The following is a 12,923-nucleotide window of genomic DNA, read 5'->3' as shown; positions in this document are numbered from 1 at the left end:
ATCAGCCATGACCGTTACATACGACTTTGCCGGCAAGACGGCGATCGTTACCGGTGGCTCAAGGGGCATCGGCAGGGCCGTGGCCACGCAGTTGGTAAGGTCGGGAGCCGACGTCTGGATATGGGACGCCGATCCTGCGCCGAATGATGAAACCCGCAGCCAGACCGTCGACGTGACCAAGACGCAGGACATAAGCAATGCCCTCGGCGAAGTCGTCGCCAGTACGGGCCAGATCGATATTCTCGTCAACAATGCGGGCTATCTTGGTCCTTACCTTGGCTTCGAGGCCTTCGATCCGGCCGAGTGGCAACGCATCATCGGGGTCAATCTCGTCGGGACGTTCGAGGTCACGCATCAGGTATTGCCGGTCATGCGCAAGAGCGGCCGCGGCCGCATCGTCAACATGGGATCGCTCGCCGGCAAGGAAGGATTGCCGAACCTAGCGGCCTATTCGGCGGCGAGCGCAGGCATCATTGCCTTCACCAAAGCCTTGTCGCGTGAGGTCTGCGATACCGACATTCGCGTCAACTGCGTCGCGCCCGGACCGATCGATACCGATCTTATCCGGCGTCTCGGCAACGAGGTCGTCAGCGAGATGATTGGGGCCAGTCCGCTCAAGCGGCTTGGGGCGGCGGAGGAGGTCGCGGCGCTGGTCCTCTGGCTCTGTTGCGATGCCTCGAGCTTCAATACCGGCGCGGTGTTCGACATGTCGGGGGGCAGGGCGCGACATTGACGCACGCGGCTCAGGTGCTGACTGAGTTCGCCGCCAGCAAGCTGCAGCCGGTGATCTTGAAGCTGCCGTCCGGCTGCTGCTCCAGCGTGTAGACCGCCTCGTAGTCCTTGCCGTCGGGTCCGACGATCAGCACCTGCTGGATGATCGAGACCGGCCCGGTCTGCTCGACCTTGCCGAAGGAATAGCTCTGCGGCTTGCGCACCGGTGCGTAGCCGTTGGTGACCATGTTCATGAAGGTGTCGACGGTCGGGAATATCCGTTTCACGTTCGGCGCTGCGAAACTGTAGGCGGTGGCGCCGTCATCGGCGAGGAAGGCTTTCAACTGGCTGTCTATGACTGTCTGCGCCGCCTTGACCTCAGCATCGCCGGCAAATGCCGAAGAGGCCAGGAGCAGTGGAACGATTGCGAATGCGAATAACGCGCGGCGCATGGCCTGCCTCCGTTGTCCCTCAAAAATCGCTGTCCGAAGACGCATCATACAATACGCCTCGAGACGCCTCGCGGTTTTCAGCGATCGCAAACATTCGCCTGTCTGGCGAGACAGAGCCGAATTCCAACGCTTGAAAGCCCGCTCTCAGTCTGCGAGAAGGGCCGCTCATTCGAGCTGAGGCTAGGCAGGACCAGGCGATGAAGGCATTTTTCGTGCAGATAAAGTGCGATCTGGGCAAGGCCTATGACGTTGCCAGCGCTTTGGCCGATGCCGAGATCGCTTCCGAAATCTACTCGACGGCCGGAAACTACGACCTGCTCGCAAAATTCTATGTCGACGACGAGGAAGACATCGGCCACTTCGTCAACGAGAAAGTGCAGATTCTGCCGGGCATCAAGGACACGTTCACGGTCGTCACTTTTCGCGCGTTTTGATCTCCATCGACATTTGCCCGGACACGCGGCAAAGCCTGATCAAGGCCCCACAGATACTGCCTTAATTTTAGGCAACCGCGATATACTGATCGCCGGCGCCGGCCAAATCACCGATTGCGCTTGATTTTCCCCATCGAGGCCAGTGAAATGGCGTCATAGGGGAGTATGCGATTGGCAGCGTTCGACGAAATGCTTCCGGAAGTTTCCGGGCTGAGAAAACCGTATTCGGCTTACGATCGCTGGCTGAAGGAACAGGATCCGGCCAGACTTACCGAGAAGATGCAGGACGCCGAACGCGTCTTTCGCAAGACCGGAATCACTTTCGCCGTCTACGGCGAGCAGGAAGCATCGGAACGGCTGATACCCTTCGACATCGTTCCGCGCATTATTTCGGGCAATGAATGGCGACGGCTAACGCAAGGCATCGAGCAGCGCGTCCAGGCGCTGAACGCCTTTCTCGACGACATCTACCATCGCCAGGAGATCTTGCGCGCCGGCCGGGTGCCGAAGGAGTTGATCGCCAAGAACGAGGCGTTCCTGCCCGAGATGATCGGCGTGCGGCCGCCGGCCGGCGTCTATACCCATATCATCGGCGTCGACATCGTACGCATCAGCGAGAACGAGTTCTACGTGCTGGAGGACAATGCGCGCACGCCGTCCGGCGTCTCCTACATGCTGGAGAACCGCGAGACGATGATGCAGCTCTTTCCCGAGCTGTTCCAGCAGATCAAGGTGCGGCCGGTTGAGAATTATCCGCAGCTCTTGCGCCAGTCGCTGGCGGCAGTACGGCCCCAAAGCACCAAGGGCGCGCCGACCATTGCCGTGCTGACGCCGGGCAGCTTCAACTCAGCTTATTTCGAACATGCCTTCCTTGCCGACCAGATGGGCGTGCAGCTTGTCGAGGGGCAGGATCTGCGCGTCGTCGATGGCCATGTCGCGATGCGCACGACCGAGGGCTACAAGCAGATCGACGTGCTCTACCGGCGTGTCGACGACTCGTTCCTCGATCCGCTGACCTTTCGCCCCGACTCGGCACTTGGCGTACCGGGCATCATGGACGTCTACCGCGCCGGCAATATCACGATCGCCAATGCGCCGGGAACCGGCATCGCCGACGACAAGGCGATCTATTCCTACATGCCCGAAATCGTCGAATTCTACACCGGCCGCAAGGCGATGCTCGGCAACATCCCGACCTGGCGCTGCTCGGAGCCGGACAGCCTGAAATATGTGCTCGAGCACATCGACGAACTGGTGATCAAGGAAGTCCACGGTTCCGGCGGCTACGGCATGCTGGTCGGGCCGGCGGCGACCAAGAAGGAATGCGAGGAGTTTTCCAAAAAACTCGTGGCAAAACCGTCGAATTACATCGCCCAGCCGACGCTGGCGCTGTCGACCTGCCCGATCCTGACGGACAAGGGGCTGGCGCCGCGCCACGTCGATCTGCGCCCCTATGTGCTGGTTTCCGACCGTATCCAGATCGTGCCCGGCGGGCTGACCCGAGTAGCGCTCAAGGAAGGCTCGCTGGTCGTCAATTCCTCGCAAGGCGGCGGCACGAAGGATACGTGGGTGTTGGATGATTGAGCTGATGAGTAGGGAATAGTCAGTAGTCAGTAGTCAGTAGTGAAAGTAGAGAGGACAGGGAAATGCCGTATTCTGTTGAGCTTCAAAAGCTTACTATTCCCTACTCACTATTCCCTACTCACTAGCCCGAAGGGCATCTCCACATGCTTCTCGGCCGCACCGCCAACGGGCTCTACTGGATGAATCGCTATATCGAGCGGGCGGAAAACATGGCGCGGCTGGTGGATGCCGGCCTGCGCATGGCGCTCACTCGTACTCAGAACGCTTCGGAGGAGTGGAATTCGGTGCTGCTCAGCGCCGGTTCGGACGCCGCCTTCACGCAGAAATATTCCGACTACACCGCAGCCAATGTCGCCGACTATCTGCTGCGCGACACATCGAACCCGTCGAGCACGATGTCGTCTATCGAAACGGCCCGTAGCAATGCCCGCATGGTGCGCACGGCATTGACGCGTGAAACCTGGGAAAGCATCAACGAAGCCTGGATGTCGCTGAAGCGGATGCTGGCCAAGCCGATCGACGAGCGCGACCTGCCCAATGCGCTCGACGCAATCAAACGCGAGACGGCGCTGATTCGCGGCTCGTTCTACGGCACGATGCTGCGCAACGAGATTTTCGATTTTTCGCAGCTCGGCACGTATGTCGAACGCGCCGACAACACCGCGCGCATCCTGGATGTGAAATACTACGTGCTGCTGCCGTCGATCTCCTGGGTCGGCTCGACGCTCGACAACTACCAATGGGAATCGATCCTGCGCTCGGTGTCGGCGCACCGCTCCTATCGCTGGGTTTATGACGCCGACTACAAGCCGAGCAACATCGCCGACTATCTGATCCTCAATGTCCGCATGCCGCGCTCGCTGACCTTTTGCTACCGCTTCCTGACGGAGCATCTCAAATTCCTGGGTGACGACTATGGCGAGCGCCACGCCTGTCATGCGACGGCCGCCAAGACCCATTCCATGCTGACCGCAGGCTCGATCAAGGATATCTTCGACGCCGGCCTGCACGAATTCCTGGCCAACTTCATCCGCGACAACACCAGACTCGGCGACGAGATCGCGCAGGATTACAGGTTCTATTGAGCATGATCCCAAAAAGCGGAGACCGGTTTTCGGAAAAGCTCATGCTCCAGGGACGAGTGCGATGCGGCTGAAGATCACTCACCGGACCGAATACCGCTACGATGCGCCGGTGCATTATCTGTTGCAGCGTTTGCGGCTGCTCCCGGTGAACGGGCGCACCCAGACGGTACTGTCCTGGGCGCTGAAGATCGAAGGCGCGCGCGAGGAAGTGCGCTTCATCGACCATTTCAGCAACGATACCCGGCTGTTGAGCGTCGAGGGCGAGCGCGACTTCATCACCGTCGAAGCTGCCGGCGACGTGGTGACGCGCGACACCGCCGGCGTCTGCGGGCCGCACCAGGGCTTCGCGCCGCTCTGGCTGTTCGGCCAGGAAACGCAGTTGACGACGATCGGCAGCGGCATTCGCGAGCTTGCTGCCTCGGTGGGCGCGGGCACCGATATCGAAAGGCTGCACCGGTTGATGGCGGTGATCGGCGAGCGCGTCGCTTATACGCCGGGCACCACCAACGTGACGACGCCGGCCGAAGAGGCCCTGGCGCTCAAGACCGGCGTTTGCCAGGACCATAGCCATATCTTCGTTGCCGCGGCTCGTGCCATGGATTTTCCGGCGCGCTATGTCAGCGGTTATCTGATGATGGATGCAGCGATCGAGCAGGCGGCAAGCCACGCTTGGGCCGAAGCGCATGTCTCGGGCCTCGGCTGGGTGGCTTTCGATGTCGCCAACGGCATTTCTCCGGACGAGCGTTATGTAAAGGTGGCGACCGGCCGCGATTATCGCGACGCCACACCGGTGTCGGGAATTCGGCTGGGACAGGCGGAAGAACAGCTTGCGGTCACCGTCTCCGTGGAGCAGTAATGCCCGGCAAGATTGTTGCCAAAGAGATTCGATGACCTATTGCGTCGGCCTGAAGATCGATCGCGGGCTCGTGTTCATGTCGGACACGCGCACCAATGCCGGCATGGATTCGATCTCGACCTTCAGGAAGATGCATGTTTGGGAGGAACCGGGCGAGCGCGTCATCGTTTTGATGTCGGCCGGCAATCTGGCGACAACGCAGGCCGTGGTCAGCCTGCTCGACGAACGCACCAAGGCAGTGGCGGAGCGCCATGCCACGCTGCTCGAAACGCCCTCCATGTACCAGACAGTGCGGTTGGTCGGAGACACCGTCAAGGAGGTCATCGCCAACTCGTCGCCGGCCGGCGAAAAGGCGGATTCCTATTTCAACGCCTCCTTCATCCTCGGCGGTCAGATCAAGGGCAGCGCGCCGCGCCTGTTCATGATCTATCCGGAAGGCAATTTCATCGAATCGACCGACGATACGCCGTTCTTCCAGATCGGTGAGACCAAATACGGCAAGCCGATCATCATCCGGGCCTACGAAAAGACGATGAGTTTCGCCGAGACGGTAAAACTGCTGCTGGTGTCGTTCGACTCGACGCTGAAGTCGAACCTGTCGGTCGGCCTGCCGCTGGACCTGCTGTTCTACGAAAAGGACACTTTCAAGGTCGGCCTCAAAAAGCGAATAACCCAGGACGATCAATATTATCGCACGATCTCGGATAGCTGGTCGAACGCGCTGAAGACCGCCTTTGCCAGTTTGCCTGATTTTCCCGAATGAAAACCTTCGTTTTTCGTGCTCTTTGATCGCGGCTCGATGAGGCGCTACGGAGGCGAAGATGAATAGCAACGAATTCCGCGAATGGTCGCTGCGAGCGGCTGAATGGGGTGCCGACTACAGAAACAGCCTTCGCGAGAGACCGGTGCGGCCGCTTGTCGAGCCGGGCGAAATCTTCAAAAGCATCGATGCCACGCCGCCGGAGGACGGCGAAACGATGCAGGCAATCTTCGCCGATTTCGAGCAAAAGATCCTGCCGGGCATGACGCACTGGCAGCATCCGCGTTTCTTCGCCTATTTCCCGGCCAATGCGGCACCGGCCTCCGTCGTGGCTGAGTATCTGGTTTCCGCGATGGCTGCGCAATGCATGCTCTGGCAAACCTCGCCGGCGGCAACCGAGCTAGAGATGCGGGTCGTCGACTGGATGCGGCAGGCGCTTGGTCTGCCGGCGGGATTCTCCGGCGTCATGCAGGATTCGGCTTCATCGGCGACGCTTGCCGCCGTCCTGACCATGCGCGAGCGCGCTCTCGACTGGCAAGGCAACAAGAGCGGCCTGCAAGGCCAGCCGGTGGTGCGGGTCTATTCTTCCGACCAAGTCCACACTTCGATCGACCGGGCGATCTGGGTGTCGGGTATCGGCGAGGCGAACCTCGTACGCGTTCCGGTCGCCGGGCGTTTTCGCGCCATGCAGACAGCGGCTCTGGAAGCGGCGATCGTCACCGACCGCGAAAACGGCATGCTGCCGGCGGGCATTATCGCAAGCGTCGGCGGCACAAGCACCGGCGGCACCGACGATGTGGCGGCCGTTGGCGCGGTGGCGAAGCGGCACGGGCTCTACCTGCATGTCGATGCCGCATGGGCTGGCTCCGCCATGATCTGCCCCGAGTTCCGGCATTTCTGGGCAGGCGCCGAACACGCCGATTCCATCGTTTTCAACCCGCATAAATGGTTGGGGGCACAGTTCGATTGCTCGATGCATTTCATCCGCCAACCGGAAGACGTCGTGCGCACGCTGGCGATCAAGCCCGAATTCCTCAAGACGCATGGCCGCGACGGGGTCATCAACTTCTCCGAATGGTCGGTGCCGCTTGGCCGGAGATTTCGCGCGCTGAAACTATGGTTCCTGCTGCGCGCGCATGGCTTGGCAAATCTGCGGACCATGATCCGCAATCATGTCGCCTGGAGCGGGAGCCTCGCCGCCCGGCTGGCAAGGGAACCGGACTTTGAGATCGTCACGGAACCGATGCTGTCGCTGTTCTCATTCCGCCATCTCGCGGCTGCGGGAATCAACCTTGACGAGCACAATTTGCGGCTCGTCAACGCGATCAACGATGACGGCCGCATTTACCTGACACAGACCCGGGTGGACGGACAGGTGGCGGTCCGCTTTCAGGTCGGGCAGTTCGATACGACTGCGGCGGACGTCGACACTGCTTTCGAGGTCATCAGTGAGATTGCGCGTAGCGTGGCTTGACCCGTCAAATCGAAATCCAGGCCCTGCCTGTTCACTGCTTTCGTTTTCAGCTATAGACAAGTAAAACGAAAATGAGGGTTGCTAGATGTATCTGTCGCCGCGTCATTCCGAAATCATCCAGATGGCCAAGAACCACGGCCGCGTACTGGTTGAGGAACTGGCGACGCATTTCAACGTGACGCCGCAGACGATCCGTAAGGACCTCAACGATCTCTGCGACCAGCGGCTTTTGTCTCGCATCCATGGCGGGGCATTGTTCCCGTCCGGCATTGAGAACATGGAATATGAGGCTCGGCGCAAGATCGCCGCCGAGGAGAAGGAGGCGATTGGCCGCGCAGCAGCCCGGCTGATCCCTGACAACGCGTCTCTGTTCATCAATATCGGGACCACGACGGAAGCTGTTAGCAAGTCGCTGCTGGATCACAGCGGCCTGATGGTCATCACTAATAACATCAATGTTGCCAACAGGATGCGCGTATATCCTTCGATCGAGGTGGTGATCGCCGGCGGTGTCGTGCGCGGTTCCGACGGCGGTGTGGTCGGCGAGGCAGCGGTCGATTTCATCAGGCAGTTCAAAGTCGATTTTGCGGTGATCGGCGCCTCGGCCATCGACCACGACGGCGCACTGCTCGACTTCGATTTTCGCGAGGTGAAGGTGGCTCAGGCGATCATTGCCAACGCCCGCCATGTGATCCTGGTGTCGGACCAGACCAAGTTCGAGCGCACCGCGCCGGTCCGCATCGGCCATCTGTCGCAAGTCGATACCTTCATCACCGATCGTTGCGACATCCCGTCAGTGCGTAAGATCTGCCAGGAGGCAGAAGTTCAGCTGATCGAAACGTCGCTCTCCTAGAGATGCCGCTGCGGCATCCGTCGTCAATCATATTTCGTTTGACATTCGTTGCTATTTCGAAATAATTCCCATACGGTTTCGCAAGAACCAAAAATGCTGCAATGCGAAATCGAGGGAGGACTCTTTGGGCGCATCACCGATCCATGACATTTTCGTCATCGGTGGCGGCATCAACGGCTGCGGTATCGCCCGCGATGCCGTCGGGCGTGGCTTTTCGGTTTTCCTTGCCGAGATGAACGACCTGGCCAGCGGGACCTCGTCCGGTTCGACCAAACTGATCCATGGCGGCTTGCGCTATCTCGAATTCTACGAATTCCGCCTGGTGCGCGAAGCGCTGATGGAACGCGAGGTCCTGTGGAGGAACGCGCCGCATATCATCTGGCCAATGCGCTTCGTGCTGCCATACGCCAAGGGGCTGCGTCCGGCCTGGCTGATCCGGCTCGGGCTTTTTCTCTATGACCATATTGGCGGGCGCAAATTGTTGCCGCCGACGAAAACGATGGACATGGCTAAGGATCCGGCCGGCAAGCCGCTGAAGCCGCTGTTTCGAAAGGCGTTCGAATATTCGGACGGTTGGGTCAACGATGCCCGGTTGGTTGTGTTGAACGCCCGCGACGCTGTCGAGCGCGGCGCAACCATTCGAACCCGAACAAAGGTCGTCAGCGCACGCCGCGAAGGCAATCTCTGGATGGTCAGGCTTGAAAACGTGCGGACGGGCGATACAGAGGAGGTCAAGGCGCGGCTGCTGGTCAATGCCGCCGGTCCGTGGGTCGATCAGGTGCTTTCGGCCACCGTCGGCCTGAACGACGTGCACAATGTCCGCCTCGTACAAGGCAGCCACATCGTCGTTGGCAAGAAGTTCGACGACCCACGCGCCTATTTCTTTCAGAACAAGGACGGGCGCATCATTTTCGCCATCCCCTACGAGGACGAATTCACGCTCATCGGCACCACCGATCGGGACTATCCCGGCGATCCGCACGACGTCAGGATCAGTGATGCCGAGATCGACTATCTCTGCGCTGCGGCAAGCGAATATTTCGCGCAGCCGGTCAAGCCGTCGGATATCGTCTGGACCTATTCCGCGGTGCGCCCGCTCTACGACGATGGCGCCTCAAAGGCGCAGGAAGCCACGCGCGACTATGTGCTGAAGGGCGATGGAGGCGAGGGTGCCGCCCCGATCGTCAATGCCTTTGGCGGCAAGATCACCACCTACCGCCGATTGTCGGAATCGATGCTCGAGAGGATCGAGGGTTTTCTCGGCAAGCGAGGCAAGCCATGGACGGCGAACGCGCCGCTGCCCGGCGGTGATTTCCCCGTCACCGGCTTCGATGCCGAGGTGGCGAAACTGAAAACGGCCTACCCGTTCCTCGACGCGCGGCTGGCCCGCCGGTTGACCCGGCTCTACGGCACTCGCGCAAGGAATCTGCTGGGCCTCGCCAAATCGAACGCCGATCTTGGCCGCAACTTCGGCGCCGATCTCTACGAAGCCGAGGTGCGCTACCTCGTCGAAAACGAATGGGCGATAACTGCCGAAGATGTATTGTGGCGCAGGACCAAGCGCGGCCTGCGGCTCAGCCGCGAGCAGGCAGCAGCGCTCGACGAGTTCATGCGCGGAATAAGCCGGCAGCAGGTAGCGGCTGCCGAATAGGATGGCCGACTGATGCAGAAAGCCTGGGAGGAGGCATCATGCTTGAACTGAGAAACGTGACGAAGACGGTTGGTGCGGCGGAACATATCCGCGACGTCTCGCTGACGCTTCAGCACGGCTCGCTCAACGTCCTGCTCGGGCCGACGCTCTCCGGCAAGACCAGTCTGATGCGGCTGATGGCGGGCCTCGACGTGCCGACCTCCGGCTCGGTCTGGTTCGATGGCAAGGATGTCACCGGCATGCCGGTGCAAAAGCGCAACGTCGCCATGGTCTACCAGCAATTCATCAACTATCCGGCGATGACGGTCTACGAAAACATTGCCTCGCCGCTGCGGGTGGCCGGCACGGAGCAGGCAAAGATCGACAGGGAAGTGCGCAATGCCGCCGCCCTTCTCAAACTCACACCCTATCTCGACCGAACGCCTCTCAGTCTGTCGGGCGGCCAGCAGCAGCGCACCGCGCTGGCCCGCGCCATTGTCAAGAATGCCAGCCTCGTGCTGCTCGACGAGCCGCTCGCCAATCTCGACTACAAGCTGCGCGAAGAATTACGCGCGGAACTGCCGAAGGTCTTCGCGGCCGCCGGCACAATCTTCGTTTACGCCACGACCGAGCCTCACGAGGCCTTGCTGCTCGGCGGCTACACGGCGACGCTTTCCGAGGGCAGCATCACCCAGTTCGGGCCGACCATCGACGTGTTCCGCAAGCCGGTCGATCTGGTGACGGCGAGAACCTTCGCCGATCCGCCGCTCAACACCATCGTACTTGCCAAGAAGGGCCTGGATTTCCTGCTTGAGGGCGGCGTGAAATTGCCGGTGCCGGCCGAGCTCTTCGGCATTGCCGATGCGATCTATACGATCGGTTTCCAGCCTCATCATCTGTCCCTCGATCGGCCCAACGCCGCCGCCGTGCCGGTGCGCGCAAAGGTGACGATCACCGAGATCACGGGATCGGAAAGCTTCATCCATCTCGATTTCGCCGATGCGCGCTGGGTCATGTTGACCCACGGCATTCGCGACTTCGAGCCGGACGAGGAGGTCGAGGTGTTCATCGACCCGCGCCACATCATGGTCTTCGACGAACACGGCCGCGCCGTGGCCGCGCCGAAGTTGGCGGCTTAGGAGGACACGATGGCGCGCATCGACGTCAATCATATCCGCCACTCCTATCTGCAGAGCCCGCGCACGGACGCCGATTTCGCGCTGAAGGAAGTGCACCACACGTTCGAGGACGGCGGCGCCTATGCGCTGCTCGGCCCATCCGGCTGCGGCAAGACCACGCTGCTCAACATCATTTCGGGATTGCTGCATCCCTCGCATGGCCGGCTGCTGTTCAACGGCCGGGACGTGACCAATCTGTCGACGCAAGAGCGCAACATCGCTCAGGTCTTCCAGTTCCCGGTGATCTACGACACGATGACCGTCTACGACAACCTGGCGTTCCCGCTGCGCAATCGCGGCGTGCCGGAAGCCGACGTCGACCGCAAGGTGCGCGAGACGCTGGAGATGACCGGGCTGGCCGATATGGCCAAACGAAAGGCCCGCGGACTGACCGCCGACCAGAAGCAGAAGATCTCGCTCGGACGCGGGCTGGTCCGCTCCGACGTCAATGCCATCCTGTTCGACGAGCCTTTGACCGTCATCGACCCGCATATGAAATGGGTGCTGCGTTCCCAGTTGAAGCAGCTTCACCGCCGCTTCGGCTACACCATGGTCTATGTCACGCACGACCAGACCGAGGCGTTGACGTTCGCCGACAGGGTGGTCGTGATGTATGACGGCGAAATCGTGCAGATCGGCACACCGGCGGAGCTGTTCGAGCGCCCGCGCCACACATTTGTCGGCTATTTCATCGGCTCGCCTGGCATGAATGTCATGCCGGTGGCGATCGACGGCAAGACCGCGAAGCTGGGCTCGCAGCAGATCGAACTGCCGGGCGTGCCCAAGGCAGGCAGCGGCGCCATCGAGCTCGGCATCCGTCCCGAATATGTGCGCCTGGGCAGCCAGGGCATGGCCGTCCGGATCAGCAAAGTCGAGGACGTCGGCCGCCACAAGGTGGTCCGTGCCAATCTCGAAGGGCGCGAGATCGCCGCCGTCATCGGCGAGGACGAGACGGTTCCGGCTGATCCGAAGGTGCGGTTCGACCCGGCCGGCATCAACATCTATGCCGATTCCTGGCGCGTTGAGATGGGAGCTTGAAGTGGAAAAGACCTGGAACAACAGAGCCTGGTTCCTGGTGCTGCCGGTGCTGCTGCTGGTGGCGTTCTCGGCGGTCATACCGCTGATGACGGTTGTCAATTATTCGGTGCAGGACACTTTCGGCAACAACGTCTTCTTCTGGGCCGGCACCGAATGGTTCGAGGAACTGCTTTCCTCCAGCCGCTTCTGGCAGGCGATGATCCGCAACCTTGTCTTCTCGTTCATCATACTGGCGATCGAAGTGCCGCTCGGCATCTTCATTGCGCTCAATATGCCGAAGAAGGGTTGGGGCGTGCCGGTTTGCCTTGTTTTGATGGCGTTGCCGCTGCTGATCCCATGGAACGTCGTCGGCACTATCTGGCAGGTGTTCGGGCGCAACGACATTGGCCTGCTCGGCTATTACGTCAACGCGCTCGGCATCGACTATAATTATGTGCAAGACCCTTATGACGCCTGGGTCACTGTCATCATCATGGACGTCTGGCATTGGACCAGCCTCGTCGTGCTGCTCTGCTATGCCGGCCTGGTCTCGATCCCTGATGCCTTTTACCAGGCAGCCAAGATCGACGGTGCCTCGCGCTGGGCGGTGTTCCGCTATATCCAGCTGCCGAAGATGAACCGGGTGCTGCTGATTGCAGTGTTGTTGCGCTTCATGGATAGCTTCATGATCTACACCGAGCCGTTCGTGGTGACCGGCGGCGGCCCAGGCAACTCGACGACGTTCCTGTCCATCGACCTGGTCAAGACGGCGCTTGGCCAGTTCGATCTCGGCCCGGCCGCGGCTATGTCGCTGGTCTACTTCCTCATCGTCCTGTTGTTGTCATGGGTATTCTACACCGTGATGACCAATTACGACGCGGAGCGTTGA

General features: G+C 60.6%; 13 protein-coding genes. 12 read left to right on the top strand and 1 reads right to left on the bottom strand.

Annotation, left to right across the window (positions count from 1 at the left end; translation table 11 throughout):
• The first annotated feature begins 7 nt into the window (after positions 1-7).
• Entirely contained in the window at positions 8-733 is a 726-nt protein-coding gene (locus tag AC0L2P_RS07270; protein WP_473500532.1) for an SDR family NAD(P)-dependent oxidoreductase, read from the top strand.
• 10 nt (positions 734-743) lie between these two features.
• Here the strand turns inward: AC0L2P_RS07270 and AC0L2P_RS07265 are convergent, their stop codons facing one another.
• Positions 744-1,163 (bottom strand): DUF4864 domain-containing protein, encoded by a 420-nt coding sequence (locus AC0L2P_RS07265; RefSeq protein ID WP_473500531.1) that lies wholly within the window; start codon positions 1,161-1,163, stop codon positions 744-746.
• A gap of 197 nt (positions 1,164-1,360) precedes the next feature.
• Between AC0L2P_RS07265 and AC0L2P_RS07260 the strand changes: the two genes are divergently transcribed.
• The 11 genes from AC0L2P_RS07260 (at position 1,361) to AC0L2P_RS07210 (ending at position 12,923) form a co-directional block, all read left to right on the top strand.
• Positions 1,361-1,597, top strand: a complete 237-nt coding sequence (locus AC0L2P_RS07260; RefSeq protein WP_023674883.1) for an Lrp/AsnC ligand binding domain-containing protein — start codon at positions 1,361-1,363, stop codon at positions 1,595-1,597.
• A 171-nt stretch (positions 1,598-1,768) separates the two neighbouring features.
• Positions 1,769-3,181 carry a circularly permuted type 2 ATP-grasp protein gene (locus AC0L2P_RS07255; RefSeq protein WP_473500530.1) on the top strand — a complete coding sequence of 471 codons (1,413 nt, stop codon included), beginning with the start codon at positions 1,769-1,771 and terminating at the stop codon, positions 3,179-3,181.
• A 143-nt stretch (positions 3,182-3,324) separates the two neighbouring features.
• Positions 3,325-4,266 carry an alpha-E domain-containing protein gene (locus tag AC0L2P_RS07250; protein ID WP_473500529.1) on the top strand — a complete coding sequence of 314 codons (942 nt, stop codon included), beginning with the start codon at positions 3,325-3,327 and terminating at the stop codon, positions 4,264-4,266.
• A 61-nt stretch (positions 4,267-4,327) separates the two neighbouring features.
• On the top strand, positions 4,328-5,122 hold the full coding sequence (locus AC0L2P_RS07245) for a transglutaminase family protein (RefSeq protein ID WP_473500528.1): 795 nt from the start codon (positions 4,328-4,330) through the stop codon (positions 5,120-5,122).
• A 31-nt stretch (positions 5,123-5,153) separates the two neighbouring features.
• The gene (locus AC0L2P_RS07240) at positions 5,154-5,885 is read left to right on the top strand and encodes a proteasome-type protease (protein ID WP_473500527.1); all 732 of its coding nucleotides are present in this window, start codon (positions 5,154-5,156) and stop codon (positions 5,883-5,885) included.
• Positions 5,886-5,943: 58 nt separating this feature from the next.
• Positions 5,944-7,356: a pyridoxal phosphate-dependent decarboxylase family protein gene (locus tag AC0L2P_RS07235; RefSeq protein ID WP_473500526.1), complete on the top strand. Its 1,413-nt coding sequence runs from the start codon at positions 5,944-5,946 to the stop codon at positions 7,354-7,356.
• A gap of 85 nt (positions 7,357-7,441) precedes the next feature.
• The gene (locus AC0L2P_RS07230) at positions 7,442-8,209 is read left to right on the top strand and encodes a DeoR/GlpR family DNA-binding transcription regulator (RefSeq protein WP_473500525.1); all 768 of its coding nucleotides are present in this window, start codon (positions 7,442-7,444) and stop codon (positions 8,207-8,209) included.
• A gap of 124 nt (positions 8,210-8,333) precedes the next feature.
• A complete protein-coding gene (gene glpD / locus AC0L2P_RS07225; protein ID WP_473500524.1) occupies positions 8,334-9,860 on the top strand; it encodes a glycerol-3-phosphate dehydrogenase in 1,527 nt (508 codons plus the stop codon).
• A gap of 38 nt (positions 9,861-9,898) precedes the next feature.
• Positions 9,899-10,978, top strand: a complete 1,080-nt coding sequence (locus tag AC0L2P_RS07220; protein WP_473500523.1) for an ABC transporter ATP-binding protein — start codon at positions 9,899-9,901, stop codon at positions 10,976-10,978.
• Positions 10,979-10,987: 9 nt separating this feature from the next.
• Complete coding sequence (locus tag AC0L2P_RS07215) at positions 10,988-12,055, top strand: ABC transporter ATP-binding protein (protein WP_473500522.1); 1,068 nt, start codon at positions 10,988-10,990, stop codon at positions 12,053-12,055.
• A gap of 1 nt (position 12,056) precedes the next feature.
• Positions 12,057-12,923, top strand: a complete 867-nt coding sequence (locus AC0L2P_RS07210; RefSeq protein WP_023674893.1) for a carbohydrate ABC transporter permease — start codon at positions 12,057-12,059, stop codon at positions 12,921-12,923.

The sequence above is a fragment of the Mesorhizobium sp. WSM4836 genome, from assembly GCF_055811815.1.
This window is presented reverse-complemented; position numbering and strand designations above follow the sequence as displayed.

Bases quoted from the DNA above. Each gene is read 5' to 3' on its own strand.
- AC0L2P_RS07270 (WP_473500532.1), top strand. From the start codon at position 8: ATGACCGTTACATACGACTTTGCCGGCAAGACGGCGATCGTTACCGGT.
- AC0L2P_RS07265 (WP_473500531.1), bottom strand. From the start codon at position 1,163: ATGCGCCGCGCGTTATTCGCATTCGCAATCGTTCCACTGCTCCTGGCC.
- AC0L2P_RS07260 (WP_023674883.1), top strand. From the start codon at position 1,361: ATGAAGGCATTTTTCGTGCAGATAAAGTGCGATCTGGGCAAGGCCTAT.
- AC0L2P_RS07250 (WP_473500529.1), top strand. From the start codon at position 3,325: ATGCTTCTCGGCCGCACCGCCAACGGGCTCTACTGGATGAATCGCTAT.
- AC0L2P_RS07245 (WP_473500528.1), top strand. From the start codon at position 4,328: ATGCGGCTGAAGATCACTCACCGGACCGAATACCGCTACGATGCGCCG.
- AC0L2P_RS07240 (WP_473500527.1), top strand. From the start codon at position 5,154: ATGACCTATTGCGTCGGCCTGAAGATCGATCGCGGGCTCGTGTTCATG.
- AC0L2P_RS07235 (WP_473500526.1), top strand. From the start codon at position 5,944: ATGAATAGCAACGAATTCCGCGAATGGTCGCTGCGAGCGGCTGAATGG.
- AC0L2P_RS07230 (WP_473500525.1), top strand. From the start codon at position 7,442: ATGTATCTGTCGCCGCGTCATTCCGAAATCATCCAGATGGCCAAGAAC.
- AC0L2P_RS07220 (WP_473500523.1), top strand. From the start codon at position 9,899: ATGCTTGAACTGAGAAACGTGACGAAGACGGTTGGTGCGGCGGAACAT.
- AC0L2P_RS07215 (WP_473500522.1), top strand. From the start codon at position 10,988: ATGGCGCGCATCGACGTCAATCATATCCGCCACTCCTATCTGCAGAGC.